The sequence below is a fragment of the Ruegeria sp. BHSB196 genome (assembly GCF_059613135.1).
On record NZ_JBXWRY010000012.1, the window covers coordinates 1 to 20,387 of the forward strand.

Here is a 20,387-nt window from a genome sequence, read left to right on the forward strand (position 1 = left end):
ATCCTCAGCGCACCCGCCCAACCCAAACTCAAGATGCCCGCCGTCTCTCCAGCGCGTCCCGCAGCCATAAAAGCCACTCCCAACCCAACTTCCATCGCGTCGGTGAAGGGCGTTCTAATCAGAACGGAAATGCTCCGCAACAAGAAAATGTCAAAAAACGAAAGATTTTTGACGCGGCTACGTTTTTTGTGTTTTTTCAATGGCTTGAAACCATCCCCTTGGGCCGGACCGGCGTCATCCCGGACGGTTCGGCCCGGGGCCGGCGCCGCCTGCGGGGCAACGCGCCGCGCAGGCCACCATATGTTGATTGCCTTTGCTTTCCAGACACAAGGCCGCAAAGGCCACGGCACCCCAGCCGAGTCGTTTTGACCGTCCCGCGGCCCGGATTCTCCGCCCGACTCGCATCGCCCAACCGGGACTCTCCCCCCCTCGACCGGTTCGGGTTCCGGCGGCGCGGCCGGCCTAGGCAGCCCGTGGCAACTGTGCAAGGATGGCTGCGCAACCGCAGGCTGGCGGTTGAAATGACGGGCGATCAGAGGGAGGGCGGCGCGGTGCGCGACGCAAGGGCGAAGACCGGGCAAGGGCCGGCGAACCGAACTGTCCGGTGCCGGACCGCACAGGGTCCGGATTCCCGGCCGGGCCGGGCCGGGGCTAGACCGTGAGCAGCACCGAACAGACCCAGGACGCCCGGGCGATCGACCTGTCCGCGCGGCTCTCGCGCCTGCTGGCCAATCCGCTGATCAAGCTGGCGTTGCCGCTGGTGATCGTGGCGATCGCCTTTTTCGTGCTGCGCGATCTGTCGGCGCATGTGAAATGGGCGGATGTGCGGGCGGACCTGGCGGCAAGCCGATGGAGCACGCTGGCGATGGCGCTCGGCTGGACGGCCTTCAGCTTTCTGTCCCTGTCGTTCTACGACATTCTCGCGGTGCGCAGCGTGGCCGAGGGGCAGGTTCCGGCCCGCGTGGCCGGGATCGCCGGCGCGAGCGGTTATGCGATCTCGAATTTCCTCGGCTTCTCCTATGTCACCGGCACCGCCGTGCGGTATCGCATCTATTCCTCGCTCGGGCTGGATCTCAGCCGCGTCGCCGGAGTCATCGCGACCTCCTGGGTGGCGTTCTGGATGGGGCTCCTGCTGGTTCTGGGCATCCTGCTGACGCTGCATCCCAAGGGGCTTTCGACCGTCCTGCCGCTGACCAACGCGGTCGAGACGGTGCTCGGAATCGGCTGCCTGATGGCCCTTGCGCTGCTGTTTGCCTGGCTGACCGGCGGCGCCCGGCGGTTCGACCTGCTGGGCTTCGGATTCGACCTGCCCGGCTTCCGGCTGGCGGCGCTGCTGACGCTGGCCGCGGTGGGCGACCTGCTGGGCGCGGCCATGACGCTCAAGGTGCTGATGCCCGACGATCTGGTCGCCAGCTTCCCCTATTTCTTCACCGTCTTCATCGCCGCCATCGCCCTGGGCATTCTCAGCCACGCGCCGGGGGGCATCGGCGTGTTCGAGGCGTCCATCATCGCCGGGCTGGGCGCGGCGGGCCGGCCGGACGTGATCGCGGCGCTTCTGCTCTACCGGTTGATCTACACCTTCACGCCGTTCCTGGTGGCCTGCACCACCATCGCCATCGCCGGCGCCATCGCCCAGCGCGAGGCGGTGCGGGGCGTGATCACCTGGGCCTACCGGATCACCCGCCCGATCATTCCCATGGCCGCCGCGGCGGTGGCGATGCTGGCCGGCGTCGTCCTCATGATCTCCGGCACCCTGCCCGCCGAGGCCGGCCGGCTCGGGCTGCTGCGCGACCTGCTGCCGCTGTCCTTCGTCCAGGCGTCGCACCTATTGGGCAGCGTCGTCGGACTGCTGCTGATCCTCGTGTCCCGCGGGCTCTACCGCAAACTCTATCGCGCCTGGGTCGTGGCGATGGTCCTGCTGGTGCTGGGCTTCGTCCTCTCCCTCAACAAGGGGCTGGATTTCGAAGAGGCGTTCTGGATGCTCTTCAGCATCGTCCTGCTGGGCCTCTTTCGCGGCGCCTTCTACCGTGTCACCGGCGCTTCGATCTTCCGTCTGAACGGGCCATGGCTGATCGGGATTCTGGCGCTGCTGGCGGTGATCTTCTGGATCGGGCTCTACGCCTATTCGCATGTCGAGTACCGCAACGCATTGTGGTGGGATTTCTCGTGGCAGGGCGATGCGCCGCGGTTCCTGCGCTCGTGCCTCGTCGTGGCGGTGATCCTGGCGGCGGTGGCCTTCGATTCCTTCCTCAGCCGGCCGGTCCGCGCCGAACCGCCCGCCGAGATCCCCCAAGCGGTGCAGCGGCTGGCCCTGGAAAGCCCGGATACCGAGGCGCAGATCTCGCTCTCCGGCGACAAGCTGTTCCTGATCGCGCCGGACGAAACCGCGTTTCTCGCCTATGCCGATACCGGCGCGTCGCTGATCTCCAAGGGCGAACCGGTGGGCGACGAAGAGGCCGGGCGGCAGCTGATCTGGCAACTTCGGGAAAAGGCCGATCTCGAAGGCAAGAAATGCGCCTTCTACAGCGTCTCGCCCCGCTACCTGCCGACCTTTCTGGACCTCGGCCTGTCGATCCTCAAGATCGGCGAGGTGGCGCGGGTGGACCTGACCGGGTTCTCGCTCGACGGCTCGTCCAAGAAACGCTTCCGCCAGGCCCGCAACCGGGCCGAGCGCGAAGGCTATGTGTTCGAGGTTGTGCCCCGCGCCGAGGTTCCGGCGATCCTGCCCGAGCTGCGCGGCATCTCGGACCGCTGGCTCGCGCGCAAGCAGGGACAGGAAAAGGGATTCGCCCTGGGCGCGTTCGACGAAGCCTATCTGTCCTATTTCGACCACGCGATCCTGCGCGAGAGCGAAGGCGGCAAGATCGTCGCCTTCGCCAACCTGTTTCAGGGCGGCGGCAAAAGCGAACTCTCGCTCGATCTGATGCGCTACGAGCCGGACGCGCCGAGCTTTGTCATGGATGCGCTGTTCGCCGAGATGATGCTCTGGGGGTCGCAGCAGGGATTCCACTGGTTCTCGCTCGGGGCCGCGCCGTTTTCGGGGATCGAGAACCGGCAGCTGGCCTCGCTCTGGAACCGCATCGGCGGGCTGGTCTACGAGCATGGCGAACATTTCTATCACTTCGAGGGGCTGCGCACCTTCAAGCAGAAATTCGACCCGGAATGGACGCCGAACTACCTCGCCAGCCCGGGCGGGCTGGCGGCGGCGCGGGTGCTCTACGAGATCAACATCCTGATCTCGGGCGGGCTGCGCGGGCTGACCAGGTAGGAGGGCCGCCATGATCGACCGATTCCGCGATCACGCCGCCAATGAACGCACGTTTCTGGCCTGGGTCCGCACCGCCATCAGCATCGTCGGTTTCGGCCTGATCGCCGCGCGCATGGGAACCGGCAAGGCGGCGGCCTGGTCCGAGGTTGTCATGCTGGCGTCCGGGGGCATCGTTCTGGTTCTGGCCTATCTGCGGATGCGCCACATCAAGCGCAAGATCAGCGCCGAGGACGAGGCCGAGGACGACACGCAGGTGGCCGACGCCCTGTTGCTGCTTCTGGTGGTCGCGTTGACCGGTCTGGTGGTCGCCTTCGTCATGCACGTTTCCTGACCGGCGCACCCGCGGGACGCCAGGCCACACCCGGCCGGCAAACGAACGCCCGACCGTTGCGGCAAGACCGGCATCGCGGCGAATATGGCGCCAAACCTGCACGGAGGGGCAGATGCCGGAACGCCGGATACACCGCACACTCCCCAAGCGCGTCATCGCGGCCCTGGGGCTGGCGCTGCTGGCCGCCTGCGCCCCGCCCGAGCGTACGCCCTATACCCTCGCCCAGCAGCTTGACGCCCGGATCGACGGATACCCGGAGATCCGGTTCTTCGCCGACGCGCCCGCCGCCGAACTGGCCCGCTACCGCAGCGCCTATCTGCCGCGCGGCAGCGGCGGACGCCCGGAATACCTCGCCCTGTCCGGCGGCGGCGAAGACGGCGCCTTTGGCGCGGGCGTCCTGGTCGGCTGGACCGAATCCGGCACGCGCCCCGATTTCGACCTCGTGACCGGCGTCAGCGCCGGGTCGCTGATCGCCCCCTTCGCCTTCGTCGGCGCCGAGGCCGATGCCGATCTGCAAAGGATCTTCACCGGCGGCCTCGCCACCCGGCTCGACAAGTCGCGATCCCTGCTGCAGGGGGTCTTCCGCACCAGTTTCTACACCAACAAGGAACTGCGCGGGCTGATCGACGAATTCCTCGACGACCGGATGATGCAGCGCATCGCCCGGCGCCACCGGCAGGGCGCGCGGCTGTTGATCGTCACCACCAATCTGGATTCCGGGCGCAGCGTGGTCTGGGATGCCGGCGCCATCGCCGCCTCGGGCCGACCGGACGCCCGCGCCCTTCTGGGCGACGTGCTCGAAGCCTCGGCCAGCATTCCCGGCGTCTTTCCCCCGGTCCTGATCGACGTGTCCGCCGGCGGCACCCGATTTCAGGAACTGCATGTGGATGGCGGCGTGATCCGCGGCATCCATTTCTTTCCCGACAGCTTTCTCGCAGACCCGGACTGGTCCGGTTTCCCCGCCGGCGCGCGCCCCCGCATCCACGGCATCGTCAACGGCGAAATCGCGCCCCGCTTCGGCCAGGTCGAGGACCGGTCGGTCCGCGTCGCGCAGAAGAGCCTGGCAGCCAAGGACAAGGCCAACAAGACGCTGGAACTGGACCGGATCGCCACGCTGGCGCGCGACGGCGGTCTGACCTTCCGCCTGACCTATATCGACCGCTACATCCCCAAGGCCACCCGCAAACCCTTCGACCAGAGCTTCATGACCGCCGCCTTCGAACTCGGCCGCCGGAAGGGCCGCGCGCAGGAGTGGCGGCCTGCGGTCCCCGCCTTTCCCAACTACCGCGACGGCGGCTGACCCCGCCTCGGCCCGACGCCCGGCGGATCAACGGCGTCACCGCGCCCAGCGCCACGCCGCCGCCCACCGGGAACAGGAGGAATCGGCCCCGGCCCGCCTTCGCCTCACTGAAAACTCATGCCCGTCGGCGTCTTCTGCAACAGATCGCCCCAGTCGGTGCGATAGGCCATTTCCGCCAGCACCGTGTCGGGCAGGAATTCGCGCCCCTGCCGGATCTGCCAGCCGCCGCCCAGCCCCTTGTAGATCGCCACCAGGTTCTCCGAAACCTGCGCGCGCGCGTCGATCAGATCGGCCTCCGAGCGCAACAGCGCGGTCTGGGTGTTCAGCACCCGCGAATAATCCGCGACCCCGTCGCCATACTGCGCCACCGCAATGTCGGCGGCGCGCCGCGCGGCCTCGACGCTGCGCTGATAGAACGCCACCTGCTTGCGCGCCTCGCTATAGGCGACCATGGCGTTTTCCACCTCGGAATAGGCCACCAGGACCGTGTTCTGGTAATTCGCGACCAGCGCCTGAAACGCCGCGTCCTGCGCCCGAACGTTGTTCTTGATGCGCCCGTAATTCAGCACGTTCCAGACCACGCCCGCGCTGGCCAGGTTGGTGCTGCTGGCCGAACTGAACAGGGTGTTGCCGGACGAGGCCTGCAACCCGATCGAGCCGGTCAGGACGAATTGCGGATACAGATCCGACATCGCGATGCCGATCTGCGCCGATTGCGCCGCGGCCTCCAGTTCGGCGGCGCGGATATCCGGGCGGCGGCGCAGCAGCTCGGCCGGCACGCCGACCGCCACATTGGCCCGCGCCGAAGGAATGCGGCCGGAATTGCCCAAAAGCCCGGTCATCCGCGACGGCGTGGTGCCCAGCAGGACGGCCAGCGCGTTCTTGGCCTGCTGCAGATCGCTCTCCAGCCCCGGCACCAGCGCCTTGGTGTTGTTCAGCAGCGCCACCGATTCCTGCACGTCCAGCTCCGTGGTCACGCCGTTGTCAAAGCGCAGCTTGGCCAGATCCGCCGATTTCTGCTGGATCTCGATGTTCTCGCGGGCAATGCCCAGCGCCTCCTGCAAGGCGCGGATGTTGACATAGATCGCCGCCACGTCGCCGGTCAACGTCACCAGCGCGTCGTCGTAATTGGCGACCTGCGCGGCCAGGTTGGCCCGGGCCGATTGCGTGCCGCGCCGCTGCGCGCCCCAGACATCCAGCTCCCACTGGGCGTCGAACCCGACCTCCGAGGTCGCGAATTCCGTGTCCAGCGGGATGATGCGCGCGATGTCCTGGATCGGGCCGAGGTTTTCGCTCAGCCGCCGCTGGGTGGCCGAAGCGCCCACGATCTGCGACTGCGGATACAGCTCGCCATAGGCGATGCCGAGTTGCGCCCGGGCCTGCAGCACCCGCGCCCCGGCGATCTGGAGCGTCAGGTTCTGGGCATAGGCTTCGGCCACCAGCCGGTTCAGCGTCGGGTCGTTGAAGGTCTCCCACCATTTGACCACCGGCGCGCTGCGCGCGGTCAGCCCGCTCTGCTGGCTGGCGGCGGGGCTGTTGGCCTCGATCCACTGCTGCATGACCGGCGAGTTCGGCCGCACGAAATCCGGCCCCACCGGCGTACAGGCCGCAACCAGACCGGCCAGGCAAAGCCCCCCGGCCATTCGCCGCCACTGCGGCCCCGTGACCCTGCGCCTCAGCATTGCAATTCCATCGTTGCCTGTCCCATCAGATATCCAGCGGCCGGATGAAGTTGGCGAAACTGTACAGCCGGATGTTGATCCGGCGAAGGAACTCGAAACTCTTGCCCTGCCCGGTATAGATCGCCACCGCCGCATGGCCGCCGGCGGGAAACTCGTGCCCGTCGGGAATGTCCACCTTGATCTGCACCGCGATCCGCCCCGGCAGCTTCGGCACCAGGAATTTCGGCAACCGCCCCGACGGCAGATACTGCCCCTGCGCCGTGGCCCACCAGATCGCCTCGACCTCGCCGGTCAGGATCTCGCCGGGATAGAGATCCAGCGCAACCTCGACCGGCTGGCCGGGTTCGACGAATTTGAGGTTCTGCTGCCGGTAGGTGGCCAGGATATACGGGTTCTCGCGGGTCACGAAACTGGCGATCGCGCCCAGCCGCACGTCGCCGACGACCAGCCCCGGACGCGCCTGCTGCGACACGATCATGCCGTCCTCGGGCGCAAGGATCGTGGTGTTCTTCAGGAAATACTCGGCCTGGGCCAGCTGCGCGCGGGCCTGCGCGACGCCGGTGTTTACGCCGTCGATATTGGATTCCAGCGCCAGCTCCGCCTTCTTCTGGTTGGCCTCGGCCTGCCGCACCAGAGCCTCATCCTCGGCCACCTGCTCGACCCAGCGTTCCAGCTCTTCCTGCCGCGCGCCGCCGGCGGGCACCAGCCGCTCGTACCGCGTCCGCTGGTTGACCGCATATCCCAGCTGCGCCGTGGCCCGCTCGACCGATTCCGTGGCGGCGGCCAGATCCTGCGCCAGGATCTTCACGTTCTGCTCGGCCGCCACCAGCTGCGCCTTGGCCGACTCAACCTGGAGTCGAAAGATCGTGTCGTCGAAGCGGTACAGCGGATCGCCCTTCTTGACCGGCTGGTTCGGCGTCACCAGAACCTCGGACAGGATGGTCGGCTGGGTCAGCTTGGGCACGATCTGGATCGTCGAGCGCACCACATGCGCATCCACCGTGAACGGCTGAAAGAACCGCAGTGCCACCAGAAAGATCAGCAGCAGATGCGCCCCGACCCAGAACGACACCACGCCCCAGACGATGTTGAACTTCAGCCACTTCGCCTTGAAGAAGACGAACCAGACCAGAATGATGTAAAAGAGGGTGATCCCGACGGCGACCAGCATCTGCGTTCCGCTCTTCCCCGCTTAGGCCTTGGACGCGTCGTCGGCCGGATCGGCCGGACGTTCCTGGTATTCCGGCCGCACCTTGCCACCCAGCCGCTCGATCTCCTTGCGGATCGCATCGCGTTCCTGATCGGGATTGCGGCGGATGTCCACCGTCACGCCTTCGTGGAAGGCCCAGATGAACGCATGCACCCAGGGCACCACCGCCAGAAAACCCATCCAGCCCATGATCTTGACCGCCTCGGCATGGGGGTGGTTGCGGCTGATGGCGATGCGCCCGGGCAGCCCCATGAGAAACAGAACCAACGCCATGACCGCCAGCAGCAGCAGGATCAGCGCCACGAAGGTCAGGTAGTCGTAATACCCCAGCGGCTGTCCCAAAAGTCCCATGATCTTCCTCCCTTTCGGCGTTGTCAGGAACCGTCGCCCTGCGATCCCTGCAACAGCTTGTAATCCGTCGGCGGATCGGCACAGACCGTCGGGCCGCATTCCAACAGGGTCGAAACGGCATTTCCGACCGCCAGCGCCAGCATCACGAAGAACGCGACCTTCGCCAGTTGGTTGCCCCCGAAACGCGGCTCGGTATCCGCGCCCGCCGGGCGTCTGTACTGGTTTTCCGACAGCAACATGATCGACGTGCCGACGATGATCAGAAAAAAGCTGATGCCCGCCCACGTGTAATAGTGCAGCCCCAGCACCGGCGAGCCATAGTGGCCGGTGCCGGGCACGATATGCAGCAGGATCTGGCGGATCGAGACACTGCCGCCATAGACCGCCGCGATCAGGACCAGCGCGTAATGGTGCGGGCGCGGCCCGTAGAGCAGGTTCAGCCCCAGCCCGAATCCGACCGCCACCAGGCCGACGCGCTGCAGCAGGCACAGCGGACAGGGCAGCTCGTCCAGGGTGAACTGATAGGCATAGGCCAGGATCAGGACGAGGCAGACGAGCAGCATCCCGATCGCGTTCAGCGTGCGGGACGTTTCGGCGGTCAGGGTCATGCGGGCGCCCTCAAAGTTGAATCGTCAGCTGAGTGGTTGCGTGGTACTTCAACCAATAGATGCTGAGCAGAAGGGTGACGGCAAAGACCGCATAGGAGACTCGCCGCAGGTCGACAAACGCCAGAATCATGCAAATCGTCAAAAGCGCAAACAGCAGCGCGATCATGGCGCGGACTCCTTTTCCCGGCGAAAACCGGCCCGGTCCCGGCCATAGTGGCAGCGCAACCCCAAGCTGGCAAGTACGCCCGCCCCGACATTCGAAAAACCCGGATTTTCGCCGCCGCGACCGGAATCCGGCGTCACGGGAACGGTCCCGGCAGGCCAGGGTGCCCGCCCGCACTCAGTCATTGACCCCATGCCCGGAAATGGCCCAGTAGTGGTCGGCGATGCAGCGAGGGATGCCATGAGAAAAGTTCTTGTCACCGGAACCGCCGGGTTCATCGGTTTTCACCTGAGCCGGCTGCTTCTGGACGAAGGGTTCCGGGTGCATGGCTATGACGGGATGACCGACTATTACGACGTCGCCCTCAAGCGCCGCCGCCACCAGATGCTGCTTCAGACGCCGAATTTCACCGCCACCGAGGATCTGCTGGAAAACCACGAGCGGCTGATGCAGGTGGCCGACACGTTCCAGCCCGACGTGATCGTGCACCTCGCGGCGCAGGCGGGGGTGCGCTACAGCCTCGAACACCCGCGCAGCTACGTCGACTCGAACGTGGTCGGCACCTTCAACGTCATGGAGGTCGCGCGCCAGCACGCGGTCGATCACCTGCTGATGGCCTCGACCTCCTCGGTCTACGGCGCGAACGAGGACATGCCCTTTGCCGAGGTGGACAAGGCCGACACGCAGCTGACGATCTACGCCGCCACCAAGAAGGCGAACGAGGCGATGGGCCATTCCTATGCCCATCTCTGGAACATCCCCACCACCATGTTCCGGTTCTTCACCGTCTACGGCCCCTGGGGCCGGCCCGATCTGGCGCTCTACAAATTCGTCGATGCCATCCTCGACGACCGCCCGATCGACATCTACAACCACGGCGAGATGTATCGCGACTTCACCTATGTCGAGGATCTGGTGCGCGGCATCCGCCTGCTGATCGATGCGGCCCCCGCCCGGCCCGAAAAACCCGAAGACATCGAAGACGGCGACAGCCTGTCTCCCGTCGCGCCCTACCGGATCGTCAACATCGGCAATGCCGACAAGGTGCGGCTGATGGACTTCGTCGAAGCCATCGAAGCGGCGCTCGGCAAGAAGGCGATCCGCAACTACATGCCGATGCAAAAGGGCGACGTGCCGGCGACCTGGGCCGATACAAGGCTGCTGCAGCGCCTGACCGGCTACCGGCCGCAGACCGACGTGCGGGACGGCATCGCCCGTTTCGTCGCCTGGTTCCGCGACTATCACGGCAAATGAGGCAGCGAGGGCAGCATGACCGTATCCGAGCTTGAGACCCGCACCATCGCGGTCATCGGCCTGGGCTATGTCGGGCTTCCGCTGGCCGTGGCCTTTGCGCGGGTCTGGCCGGTGGTCGGGTTCGACATCAATCCCGACCGGATCGCCGAACTGGGCGCGGGCCGGGATTCGACGCAGGAGGTGACGCCGGACGAGCTGGCCGAGGCCGCGCATCTGCGGTTCTCCGCGGACCCGGCCGAAATCGCCGGCTGCAACACCTACATCGTCACCGTGCCCACCCCGATCACCGCCAACAAGCGCCCCGATCTGGGTCCGCTGATCCGCGCCTCGGAAACCGTGGGCCGGGTTCTGAAACCCGGCGACCTGGTGATCTACGAATCCACCGTCTATCCCGGCGCCACCGAAGAGGACTGCGTGCCGGTGCTCGAACGGGTCTCGGGCCTGCGCTTCAACACGGATTTCTTCGTCGGCTACAGCCCCGAGCGGATCAATCCCGGCGACCGGACCCACCGCCTGCAGGACATCTGCAAAGTCACCTCGGGCTCGACGCCCGACGTGGCCGATCTGGTCGATGCGCTCTATGCCCGGATCGTCACCGCGGGCACCCACAAGGCCGAAAGCATCCGCGTCGCCGAAGCCGCCAAGGTGATCGAGAACACCCAGCGCGACCTCAACATCGCGCTGGTCAACGAACTGGCGATCATCTTCGGCCGCATGGGGCTCGACACCCGCGCCGTGCTGGAGGCGGCGGGCACCAAGTGGAACTTCCTGCCGTTCCGTCCCGGTCTGGTCGGCGGCCACTGCATCGGGGTCGATCCCTATTACCTGACCCACAAGGCCGAGGAATACGGCTATCATCCCCAGATCATCCTCGCCGGGCGGCGGCTGAACGACGGCATGGGCACCTATGTCGTCGCGCAGCTGGTCAAGGCCATGACCCGCAAGGGGATCGACGTGGGCGCCGCGCGGGTGCTGGTGATGGGCCTGACCTTCAAGGAAAACTGCCCAGACCTGCGCAACACGCGGGTGATCGACATCGTGACCGAACTCGCCAGCTACGGCATCGCGGTCGATGTGCACGACCCGCATGCCAGCCCCGAGGCCGCCAGGCGGGAATTCGGGATCGAACTGACGGACCGGCCCCGCCCCGGCACCTATGACGGCATCGTTCTTGCCGTGCCGCACCGGGAATTCACCCGCCTCGACCCCGCCCGAATCCGCGGCCTGGGCAAGCCGGTCTCGGTGCTGTTCGACGTGAAATCCTGCCTGCCGCGCGCGGCCAGCGACCTGCGCCTCTGACCCCCCGGAACGCAAGAACCGGCGCAGCCCGCGCCGGTTCCCTTTCTACCCGCCGAAATCGTCCAGCATGATGTCCTCGCGGTCCACTCCAAGATCCAGCAGCATCTTGATGACCGACTGGTTCATGATCGGCGGCCCGCACATGTAATATTCGCAATCCTCGGGTGCGCGGTGGTTCTTGAGATATTCCTCGAACAGCACGTTGTGGATAAACCCGGTATAGCCGCTCCAGTCGTCGCCCGGCTGCGGGTCGGACAGGGCCACGTGCCATTCGAAATTCTCGTTCTCGGCCGCCAGCATGTCGAAATCCTCGACATAGAACATCTCGCGCCGCGACCGCGCGCCATACCAGAAGGTGATCTTGCGCTTGGTCTTCAGGCGCTTGAGCTGGTCGAAGATGTGGCTGCGCATCGGCGCCATGCCGGCGCCGCCGCCGATGAACACCATCTCCTTGTCGGTGTCGCGGGCGAAGAACTCGCCGAACGGGCCCGAGATCGTGACCTTGTCGCCCGGCTTCAGGTTGAAGATGTAGGACGACATCTGCCCCGGCGGGATCCCGTCCGCGCCCGGCGGCGGCGAGGCGATCCGGACGTTGAGCATGATGATGCCCTTTTCCTCGGGATAGTTCGCCATCGAATAGGCGCGCTCGATCGGCTCGGACACCACCGACTTGTACTGCCACAGATTGAACTTGTCCCAATCCTCGCGATATTCGTCCTGCACGTCGAAATCGGTATAGGTCAGTTGGTGCTCCGGCGCGGCGATCTGGATGTAGCCGCCGGCGCGGAAATTCACGTCCTCGCCCTCGGGCAGTTCCAGCACCAGCTCCTTGATGAAGGTCGCCACGTTGTCGTTCGAGCGCACCGTGCATTCCCATTTCTTGACGCCGAAGACCTCTTCGGGAACCTCGATGTCCATGTCCTGCTTGACCGCCACCTGGCATGACAGGCGGTCGCCGCAGGCGGCCTCGCGCTTGGTGATGTGGCTTTCCTCGGTCGGCAGGATCGACCCGCCGCCGGAATGAATCCGCACCCGGCACTGCGCACAGGTGCCGCCGCCGCCGCAGGCCGAGGGGACGAACAGCTTCTGCTCCGCTAGCGTCTGCAGCAGCTTGCCGCCGGCGGGGACCGAGATCGTCTTTTCCCCGTTGATGGTGATGTTGACATTGCCGGTCGAGACCAGCCGCGAGCGCGCCACCATGATGACGGCCACCAGCGCCAGAACGATCAGGGTAAAAAGGACGACGCCGAGCGAGAAAGTTTCCATGCCCCTGCCCCCTTCAGAGTTTCACGCCCGAGAAGGACATGAAGGCCATCGCCATCAGCCCCGCGGTGATGAAGGTGATGCCAAGCCCCTGCAGCCCATCCGGAATGTCCGAATATTTCAGCTTTTCGCGCACGCCCGCCATCGCGGTGATCGCCAGCGCCCAGCCGAAACCGGAGGACAGGCCATAGGTCGCCGCCTCGGCAAAGTCATAGTCGCGTTCGACCATGAACAGCGACCCGCCCAGAATGGCGCAGTTCACCGTGATCAGCGGCAGGAAGATGCCCAGCGCGTTGTAGAGCGGCGGAAAGTACTTATCCAGGATCATCTCCAGGATCTGCACCATCGCCGCGATCACGCCGATATACGTGATCAGGCCAAGAAAGGTCAGATCCACATCCGGAAACCCGGCCCAGGCCAGCGCCCCCGGTTTCAGCAGGTAGTTCAGCAGCAGATTGTTGGCGGGCACGGTGATCGTCTGCACGACCATCACCGAAATGCCCAGGCCCAGCGCGGTCGAGATCTTCTTGCTGACGGCGATGAAGGTACACATGCCGAGAAAGAAGCTGAGCGCGAGGTTTTCGACGAAGATGGCCTTGACGGCCAGTGAGATGAGACCTTCCATCAGTGCGCCTCTACCTGCTGGATCTTGTATTCCCGTTCCTCGACCTGGTTCGGCTTCCACGTGCGGAAGGCCCAGATGATCAGCCCGATGATGAAGAACGCCGACGGCGGCAGCAGCAGCATCCCGTTGGGCACGTACCAGCCGCCATTGTTCACCGTTTCAAGGATGGCGACGCCGAACAGCGACCCCGACCCGAACAGTTCGCGGATGAACCCGACCAGCATCAGGATCAGGCCGTAGCCCATGCCGTTGCCCAGCCCGTCGATGAAGGACGCGACCGGCGGGTTCTTCATCGCGAACGCCTCGGCCCGGCCCATGACGATGCAGTTGGTGATGATCAGGCCGACGAAGACCGACAGGGTTTTCGAGATCTCGAAGGCATAGGCCTTGAGGATCTGATCGACCAGGATCACCAGCGAGGCGATGATGACCATCTGCACGATGATCCGGATCGAGCCGGGAATCTGGTTGCGCAGGCACGAGATGAAGAAGGACGAGAACGAGGTGACGAAGATCACCGCCAGCGCCATCACCATCGACACCTGCAGCGACGACGTCACCGCCAGCGCCGAACAGATGCCCAGCACCTGCAGCGTGATCGGGTTGTTATCGACCAGCGGATCGACCAGAAGCTGTTTCCTTGTCTGGGACATCAGATCTCTCCTGCTTGCAGCCTGGCCAGGAACGGGCCATAGCCCGCATCCCCCATCCAGAATTTCACCAGATTGTCCACGCCGACGGTGGTCAGCGTTGCCCCGGCCAGCGCGTCAATGTGGAACTCGGGTCCGGCCGCGGGCTGCGTCTTGGACACCGAGATCTGCAGATCGCCCGCCTCGTCGCGCAGCCTCTTGCCGCTCCACAGCGCCTTCCAGCGCGGATTGTCCACCTCGGCGCCCAGACCCGGTGTTTCGCCATGCTGGTAGAACTGCAGACCGAAAATGTCGTTGCCGTTGTTCTCCAGCGCGATGAAGCCATAGAGCGTGGACCACAGCCCATAGCCGTGCAGCGGCAGGATCACCTTGTCCAGCGCCCCCGCCTCGTCGCGCAGCAGATAGATCACCCGGTATTTCGCCTTGCGGCCGATCCCCGCCGGATCGTTGTCCAGCGCGACGCTCAGTTCGGGATCGCTGGCGGCGGCCAGATCGTCGAACGTGGCCGGATCGAACCGGTCGTCCACGAACGCGCCGGTCGCCAGCTCCAGCACATGCGGCTCGAACGCCGCGAAGGCCTCGCTGACATCCAGGCCCGGCTCGTAGATGCCCGCCACCTGCAGGACGTTCACCTGCTTGTCCTTCAGCCGGTTGGCCTCCTGCACCGGGCGCAGGCTGACCGCGGCGGCCGAGACGATCATCGAGGCCACCAGACACACGGCCACGGCGACAAGGATGGTCTTGCCCACCGAATCCGGCGAAGCCGCCAGGAACCGGGCGATGGCGCCCCTGGGTTCGGGGGTTTGCGTGTCAGACATGGCGACGCGCCCTCCGTTTGATGTTCGCCTGCACGACGAAATAGTCGATCAGCGGCGCAAAGACATTGCCGAACAGGATGGCCAGCATCATGCCCTCGGGAAAGGCCGGGTTGAGCACGCGGATCAGCACCACCATCACTCCGATCAGCGCGCCATAGATGTAGCGGCCCATGTTGGTGTGGCTGGCCGAGACCGGCTCGGTCACCATGAAGGCCAGCCCGAAGGCATAGCCGCCCAGCACCAGGTGCCAGTACCACGGCATCGCGAACATCGGGTTGGTGTCCGATCCGATCAGGTTCAGCAGCCAGGTGAACACGATCGTTCCCGCCAGACAGCCGACGATCAGGCGGTAGTTGGCGATCCGGGTCATCAGCAGAAACGCCAGCCCGATCATGCAGGCCAGGGTCGAGGTCTCGCCAAAGCTGCCCTGGATGGTGCCGAAGAACGCGTTCCACCAGGTGATGCCGTCCGCGGCCAGCGCCTGATAGCCCTCGGCCGCCGACACCCCCAGCGCGGTCGCGCCCGAGAACCCGTCCACCGGCGTCCAGACCGCATCGCCCGACATGTAGGCCGGATAGGCGAAATACAGGAACGCCCGGCCCACCAGCGCGGGGTTGAGAAAGTTCTTGCCGGTGCCGCCGAACACCTCCTTGCCGATCACCACGCCGAACATGATGCCCAGCGCCACCTGCCACAGCGGCGTCGTGGCCGGCAGGATCAGCGTGTAGAGCATCGACGTGACCAGAAAGCCCTCGTTCACCTCATGCCCACGCACCGTGGCAAAGATCACCTCGCAGATGCCGCCGGCGACCAGCGTCGTGACGTAAATCGGCAGGAAATACAGGAACCCGTGCATCAGGTTGCCAAAGGCGCTGGCCGGGTCCAGCGAGATGCCGAACATCTGCAACAGCGCGATCCGCCAGCCGGTCGCCGCCTCGGGGCCCATCACCGCCAGCGCCGAGTTGGCCTGATAGCCGGTGTTCCACATCCCCCACAGGATGCAGGGGATGGTGGCGATCACGACATAGGTCATGATCCGCTTCATATCCACGTAGGACCGGGCATGCGGCGCGACCGTGGTGACGGTCTTGGGCGTATAGATGAAACTCTCGACCATCTCGTAGATGGGGAAGAGCTTTTCGTAGCGGCCGCCCTTGGTGAAATGCGGCTCGATCCGGTCAAAGAAGCTGCGCAGACCCATCCGGCTCAGCCCTCCTTCTCAATCTTGGTCAGGCAGTCGCGCAGCGCCAGCCCGTATTCGTACTTGGCCGGACAGGCAAAGCCGACAAGGCCCAGATCCTCTTCGTCCAGTTCCAGCGCGCCCAGCGCCTGCGCGGTGTCGGTGTCCATCACCAGCAGCGCCCGCAGCAGCTGTGTCGGCAGATAGTCCTGCGGCATCAGCTGCTCGAAGGTGCCGGTGGGCACCATGGCCCGGCGGCCGCCGTTGAGATTGCTGGTGAACGCATACAGCTTGCGGGCAAAGGCCGAGCCCAGAACCGGCTGCACCGCGTATTTCGACGGCATCGGCCGGATCCAGCCCAGCGGGATCTGCTCGCGATCCTCGCGGATGATCGAAATCTGCCGGGCGAAACGGCCCAGATAGGCCCCCGGCCCCTCCGCGTGACGGCCCGACAGGATCGAGCCCGAGATCACCCGCATCGGCCCGTCAGACTTGATCTCGTCGCGGGTCAGATCGTCGGTCGAGGCGCCCATGACCGTGCGGATCAGGCGCGGCTGGCGCGCCTCGGGGCCGGACAGGGCGATCACGACGTTGGGGTCCAGATGCCCGCTCTGCATCAGGCGCCCGATCGCGATCACGTCCTGATAGCCGATGGTCCAGACCTGAGAATCGGCCCTGGGCGGTTCCAGGAAATGGATATGGGTGCCGGCCAGGCCCGACGGGTGCGGACCGGAAAACGCCGCCGCCTCGACCCCCGGCAAATCGGCGCCGGGAATGGCGTCGCCGTCCCTCTGGCACAGATAGGTCTTGCCCTCGGTCAGTTTCGACACCGCCGCCAGACCGGCGGCAAACGCCTCGCCCGCATCCGCGATGATCAGCGCCGCATCGGGGGCCAGCGGCTCGCTCTCCATGGCGGTGACAAAGATCGCCTGCGGCGCGCTGCCCGGCACCGGCATCTTGGAATAGGGCCGGGTCCGGAACGATGTCCACAATCCGGCGGCGCACAGCCGCGCCGTCACCCCTTCGGCGGTTTCCGCGTCACCGACGCCCGAGAAATCCAGGCCCGCATCGTTGATGTCGCCGATCTCGATCACCACGCTCTGCAGAACCCGCCGCGCCCCGCGGTTGATGGCCACCACCCGGCCGCTCAGCGGGGCGACCATCATCGCCTCGGGCACATCCTTGTGGCAGAACAGCGGCGTGCCGCGCTGCACCGTATCGCCTTCCTGCACCAGCATCCGGGGCTTGAGACCGACATGGTCGGCGCCCAGAACGGCGACGCTTCCGAATTCCGGCCCTGGATGGATCTTTTGTTCGGGCGCACCCTCAACCGGCAGGTCCAGCCCCTTTTTCAGTTTGAAAGTTTGCATGTCGCTACGTTCTTTTCGAGCCCTGTTCCCATGCCAGCCTGTCCCCAGCTGGTCCGCGTCGGCACCGCAGATACCCGGAAGTCGCCGCCGATCAACCGGCAAATCCGCCAGAATGCGACCGGAATCCGCAGGGGGTGCCTTGGTCACGGTCCCTTTACGCGGGGATGTCCTCAAAGGCAAACCCGTTACCGCCCAAAATCCGTCCGGTGCGTCGATTTTAACCGCCATGTGCCGCATCCGGCGCAATTTCGCCTCGCGCCGCACCCGCCCGCGGTATATGCAGCCGCCATGACCCAGGGGGAAATTCTCGACCTGTTTCTGGTGGCCACGCCCGGCCTGGAAGAGCCGCTGAGGGCCGAAGCCGCCGAAAGGAACTTTGCCGAACCGCGCGCGGTTCCCGGCGGCGTGACCTGTCGCGGCGACTGGTCCGAGGTCTGGCGGGCCAACCTGCACCTGCGCGGCGCGAACAGGGTTCTGGTCCGCATCGGCGCGTTTCCGGCCGTTCACCTGGCGCAGCTCGACAAGCGGGCGCGCAGGTTTCCCTGGGGCGACGTGCTGAGGCCCGACGTGCCGGTGCGCGTCGAGGCGGCCAGCCGCAAATCCCGCATCTACCATGCCGGCGCGGCCCGGCAGCGGGTCGAGACCGCCATCGCGGAAACGCTCGGCGCGCCGGTTTCCTCCGATGCGCAGGTGCGGGTCATGCTGCGGATCGAAAAGGATCTCTGCACCTTTTCCGTCGACAGCTCGGGCGAGCCCCTGCACAAGCGCGGCCACAAGGAGGCTGTCGCCAAGGCCCCCATGCGCGAGACGATGGCCGCGATGTTCCTGCGCGAATGCGGCTATGCCGGGACCGAGCCGGTGCTCGACCCGATGTGCGGCTCGGGAACCTTTGTCATCGAAGCGGCCGAGATCGCTCTCGGCCTCGACCCCGGCCGCGTCCGAGGTTTCGCCTTCGAGCACCTGGCGACCTTCGATCCCGAGGCGTGGCGCGCGATGAAGGCCGGCCGTTCGGAACACCAGGTCGATCTGCTGTTCCACGGGTCCGACCGCAACGCCGGCGCCATCGAGGCCGGCCGGACCAACGCCGCCCGCGCCGGCGTCGCGGCGATCACCCGGTTTGAGCAGCGCAGCGTCAGCGCCTTGAAACCGCCCCCCGGTCCGCCCGGACTGGTGATCGTCAACCCGCCCTATGGCGGGCGCATCGGCGACGAAAAGCGGCTGCGCGCGCTTTATGGATCTTTGGGAAAGGTTCTGTCCGAGCGGTTCCAGGGCTGGCGCGTCGGTCTGGTGACCGCAAGTCCAGGTCTCGCTCGGGCGACCCGCCTGCCGCTGACCGCGCCCGGCCCGGTGGTCGATCACGGCGGCACCAAGATCCGCCTCTACCGCACCGGGCCACTGGGTTGAACCGGGGTCAAGCCACCGCGCCGGTCCGGTGCATGTGGGTCAGGGGGACGCGCAAGCGCCCGGCAAAGGAAAACGCCCGCCGAGTGGCGGGCGTACAAAACGGCACAAGCCGGTTCCGGGGTCGGTACAAACCGGACGAAATCCCGCTCAGCGGCGGATGCCCAGACGCTTGATCAGATCCTGATACCGCGCCTCGTCCTTGCCTTTCAGATAGTCCAGCAACTTGCGGCGATGCGCCACCATCTTCAAAAGCCCACGACGACCGTGGTTGTCCTTGTTGTGGGTCTTGAAGTGTTCGGTCAGCGTGTTGATGCGCGAAGTCATGATGGCGACCTGGACTTCGGGCGAGCCGGTGTCGCCGTCCTTGGTCGCGAACTCCTTGATTACACGCGCTTTTTCTTCAGCAGTGATCGACATCGGGGTCTCCTTCGAAGGTTGGCGTTGCAGGCGCAGGCCGGGATGTCGTCCAGCGCAGGCCCATGGAGAGTGCCGCCCCGATTCCGGGACGGATGGGCGCGTATAGGCAGTTTTGCCGCGATTGGCAAAGGGTTTTTGCCGCGTCAGGCGTCCAGGCCGAACCGCGGCAGATCCGCCTCGCGAACCAGCAGAATATCCTCCACCGTGACCGGCCCCGAACTGTGCAGATGCGCGATTTCCTGCCCCGCAACCAGGATGCGCGTCAGGGTCTCGTCCTGGGCATCGGGCTCGATTCCGATTTCCGGTTCCCCGGCCTCGTCCCATGTCACCAGCAGGCGATCTGCGCCTGGTTCGAAATCCATGACGGTCACAGCGTTCTGGATCTGCTCCGGCTCCAACAAGATATCGTCGCCGTCCGCGCCCCCGGACACGATATCTGCATCGCCTGCAAGGATCGTGTCGTTGCCCGCTCCGCCATTCAGATAGTCCGTGGTCGCGGCCCCGTCCGGGTCGCGGCCCGACAGAGTGTCATTGTCGTCGCCGCCGAACAGCGTGTCGGACCCCTCACCGCCGGACAAAAGGTCGTCGCCGTCCCCGCCATGCAGCGCGTCTTCACCGCCCTCGCCCAGCAGCCGGTCGCCATCCTGACCGCCGAACAGCGTGTCACGGCCATCGCCGCCCCGAAGGTCGTCACGGCCGAAATGACCGTGCAGCGCGTCGTCACCGTCATCCCCGGCGATCCGGTCCTGCCCGTCCTCGCCATGGATCTCGTCATCGCCGCCGCCGCCGCGCAGCACGTCATCCCCCTCGGCACCGAACAGCGTGTCATTGCCAAGGCTCCCGTCGATGGTGTCGTCACCCGCATAACCGTTGATCTGGTCGTTGCCGTCGCCGCCACGCATGAAATCGTCGCCCGCATCCCCCGCGACAACGCGATTGCCGTCGAACTCGCTGATCACTGTCCCTGTATCGGGCTTAGGGGCTTCTGGGTCGGGAAATGCATCGCTGTCTTCGATCAGCAGCAGATCACCGGTCGGCGCGTCCTCCTCTGCCGTGTCTTCGGCAGACCCGTCTATCAGGTCTTCATCGTCGGTTGCAGAAGCCCCGCCGACCATGAAGGCCATGCCGCCGACCGCCGCCAGCCCGAGCAAACTTGCGAACAGGAACATCCCCAACCTCCGAAAGCCAAATACC

20 protein-coding genes are annotated in these 20,387 nt (G+C 65.8%); 6 read left to right on the forward strand and 14 right to left on the reverse strand.

Annotated features, from left to right (window positions below):
* On the reverse strand, positions 1-200 hold a 200-nt coding region (locus AC2FNJ_RS08545; protein WP_496763801.1), incomplete at its 3' end, for a hypothetical protein.
* A 458-nt stretch (positions 201-658) separates the two neighbouring features.
* Between AC2FNJ_RS08545 and mprF the strand changes: the two genes are divergently transcribed.
* The 3 genes from mprF to AC2FNJ_RS08560 all read left to right on the forward strand — a co-directional run bounded on the left by mprF (position 659) and on the right by AC2FNJ_RS08560 (position 4,899).
* Complete coding sequence (gene mprF / locus AC2FNJ_RS08550) at positions 659-3,268, forward strand: bifunctional lysylphosphatidylglycerol flippase/synthetase MprF (RefSeq protein WP_496763802.1); 2,610 nt, start codon at positions 659-661, stop codon at positions 3,266-3,268.
* Between the two features lie 10 nt (positions 3,269-3,278).
* The gene (locus AC2FNJ_RS08555; protein WP_496763803.1) at positions 3,279-3,599 is read left to right on the forward strand and encodes a YidH family protein; all 321 of its coding nucleotides are present in this window, start codon (positions 3,279-3,281) and stop codon (positions 3,597-3,599) included.
* A 112-nt stretch (positions 3,600-3,711) separates the two neighbouring features.
* Positions 3,712-4,899, forward strand: coding sequence for a patatin-like phospholipase family protein (locus AC2FNJ_RS08560; protein WP_496763804.1), 1,188 nt, complete (start codon positions 3,712-3,714; stop codon positions 4,897-4,899).
* 104 nt (positions 4,900-5,003) lie between these two features.
* Here the strand turns inward: AC2FNJ_RS08560 and AC2FNJ_RS08565 are convergent, their stop codons facing one another.
* Genes AC2FNJ_RS08565 through AC2FNJ_RS08585 form a run of 5 tightly spaced genes read right to left on the reverse strand, consistent with a single transcriptional unit; the run spans position 5,004 to position 8,916 of the window.
* Positions 5,004-6,581 (reverse strand): efflux transporter outer membrane subunit, encoded by a 1,578-nt coding sequence (locus AC2FNJ_RS08565; protein WP_496763805.1) that lies wholly within the window; start codon positions 6,579-6,581, stop codon positions 5,004-5,006.
* A 25-nt stretch (positions 6,582-6,606) separates the two neighbouring features.
* Complete coding sequence (locus AC2FNJ_RS08570) at positions 6,607-7,752, reverse strand: HlyD family secretion protein (protein WP_496763806.1); 1,146 nt, start codon at positions 7,750-7,752, stop codon at positions 6,607-6,609.
* A gap of 21 nt (positions 7,753-7,773) precedes the next feature.
* A complete protein-coding gene (locus tag AC2FNJ_RS08575) occupies positions 7,774-8,142 on the reverse strand; it encodes a DUF3302 domain-containing protein (protein WP_496763807.1) in 369 nt (122 codons plus the stop codon).
* A gap of 23 nt (positions 8,143-8,165) precedes the next feature.
* The gene (locus tag AC2FNJ_RS08580; protein WP_496763808.1) at positions 8,166-8,750 is read right to left on the reverse strand and encodes a disulfide bond formation protein B; all 585 of its coding nucleotides are present in this window, start codon (positions 8,748-8,750) and stop codon (positions 8,166-8,168) included.
* Between the two features lie 10 nt (positions 8,751-8,760).
* Entirely contained in the window at positions 8,761-8,916 is a 156-nt protein-coding gene (locus tag AC2FNJ_RS08585) for a DUF5993 family protein (RefSeq protein WP_496763809.1), read from the reverse strand.
* Positions 8,917-9,153: 237 nt separating this feature from the next.
* On the opposite strand from AC2FNJ_RS08585, the gene AC2FNJ_RS08590 reads away from it, so the two are divergent.
* Entirely contained in the window at positions 9,154-10,167 is a 1,014-nt protein-coding gene (locus tag AC2FNJ_RS08590; RefSeq protein ID WP_496763810.1) for an NAD-dependent epimerase/dehydratase family protein, read from the forward strand.
* Between the two features lie 15 nt (positions 10,168-10,182).
* Entirely contained in the window at positions 10,183-11,466 is a 1,284-nt protein-coding gene (gene tviB / locus AC2FNJ_RS08595; RefSeq protein ID WP_496763811.1) for a Vi polysaccharide biosynthesis UDP-N-acetylglucosamine C-6 dehydrogenase TviB, read from the forward strand.
* A gap of 45 nt (positions 11,467-11,511) precedes the next feature.
* Here tviB and nqrF read toward each other — a convergent pair whose 3' ends face one another.
* The 6 genes from nqrF to AC2FNJ_RS08625 are packed head-to-tail and all read right to left on the reverse strand — an operon-like array spanning position 11,512 to position 17,372.
* Positions 11,512-12,732 (reverse strand): NADH:ubiquinone reductase (Na(+)-transporting) subunit F, encoded by a 1,221-nt coding sequence (nqrF, locus tag AC2FNJ_RS08600; protein ID WP_496763812.1) that lies wholly within the window; start codon positions 12,730-12,732, stop codon positions 11,512-11,514.
* Between the two features lie 13 nt (positions 12,733-12,745).
* Positions 12,746-13,354: an NADH:ubiquinone reductase (Na(+)-transporting) subunit E gene (gene nqrE / locus AC2FNJ_RS08605; protein ID WP_496763813.1), complete on the reverse strand. Its 609-nt coding sequence runs from the start codon at positions 13,352-13,354 to the stop codon at positions 12,746-12,748.
* Positions 13,354-14,007: an NADH:ubiquinone reductase (Na(+)-transporting) subunit D gene (locus AC2FNJ_RS08610; RefSeq protein ID WP_496763814.1), complete on the reverse strand. Its 654-nt coding sequence runs from the start codon at positions 14,005-14,007 to the stop codon at positions 13,354-13,356. Before AC2FNJ_RS08610 ends, nqrE begins: the two co-directional genes overlap by 1 nt.
* Positions 14,007-14,822 (reverse strand): Na(+)-translocating NADH-quinone reductase subunit C, encoded by an 816-nt coding sequence (locus tag AC2FNJ_RS08615; RefSeq protein WP_496763815.1) that lies wholly within the window; start codon positions 14,820-14,822, stop codon positions 14,007-14,009. Before AC2FNJ_RS08615 ends, AC2FNJ_RS08610 begins: the two co-directional genes overlap by 1 nt.
* Positions 14,815-16,023 (reverse strand): NADH:ubiquinone reductase (Na(+)-transporting) subunit B, encoded by a 1,209-nt coding sequence (locus AC2FNJ_RS08620; RefSeq protein WP_496763816.1) that lies wholly within the window; start codon positions 16,021-16,023, stop codon positions 14,815-14,817. Before AC2FNJ_RS08620 ends, AC2FNJ_RS08615 begins: the two co-directional genes overlap by 8 nt.
* Positions 16,024-16,028: 5 nt before the next feature.
* Positions 16,029-17,372 (reverse strand): Na(+)-translocating NADH-quinone reductase subunit A, encoded by a 1,344-nt coding sequence (locus tag AC2FNJ_RS08625; protein WP_496763817.1) that lies wholly within the window; start codon positions 17,370-17,372, stop codon positions 16,029-16,031.
* A gap of 288 nt (positions 17,373-17,660) precedes the next feature.
* On the opposite strand from AC2FNJ_RS08625, the gene AC2FNJ_RS08630 reads away from it, so the two are divergent.
* Positions 17,661-18,776 (forward strand): THUMP domain-containing class I SAM-dependent RNA methyltransferase, encoded by a 1,116-nt coding sequence (locus AC2FNJ_RS08630; RefSeq protein ID WP_496763818.1) that lies wholly within the window; start codon positions 17,661-17,663, stop codon positions 18,774-18,776.
* A 147-nt stretch (positions 18,777-18,923) separates the two neighbouring features.
* On the opposite strand, the gene rpsO is transcribed toward AC2FNJ_RS08630, so the two are convergent.
* Both rpsO and AC2FNJ_RS08640 read right to left on the reverse strand, forming a co-directional pair.
* On the reverse strand, positions 18,924-19,193 hold the full coding sequence (gene rpsO, locus AC2FNJ_RS08635) for a 30S ribosomal protein S15 (RefSeq protein ID WP_496763819.1): 270 nt from the start codon (positions 19,191-19,193) through the stop codon (positions 18,924-18,926).
* Between the two features lie 143 nt (positions 19,194-19,336).
* Positions 19,337-20,362 carry a calcium-binding protein gene (locus AC2FNJ_RS08640; protein WP_496763820.1) on the reverse strand — a complete coding sequence of 342 codons (1,026 nt, stop codon included), beginning with the start codon at positions 20,360-20,362 and terminating at the stop codon, positions 19,337-19,339.
* Positions 20,363-20,387 lie beyond the last annotated feature (25 nt).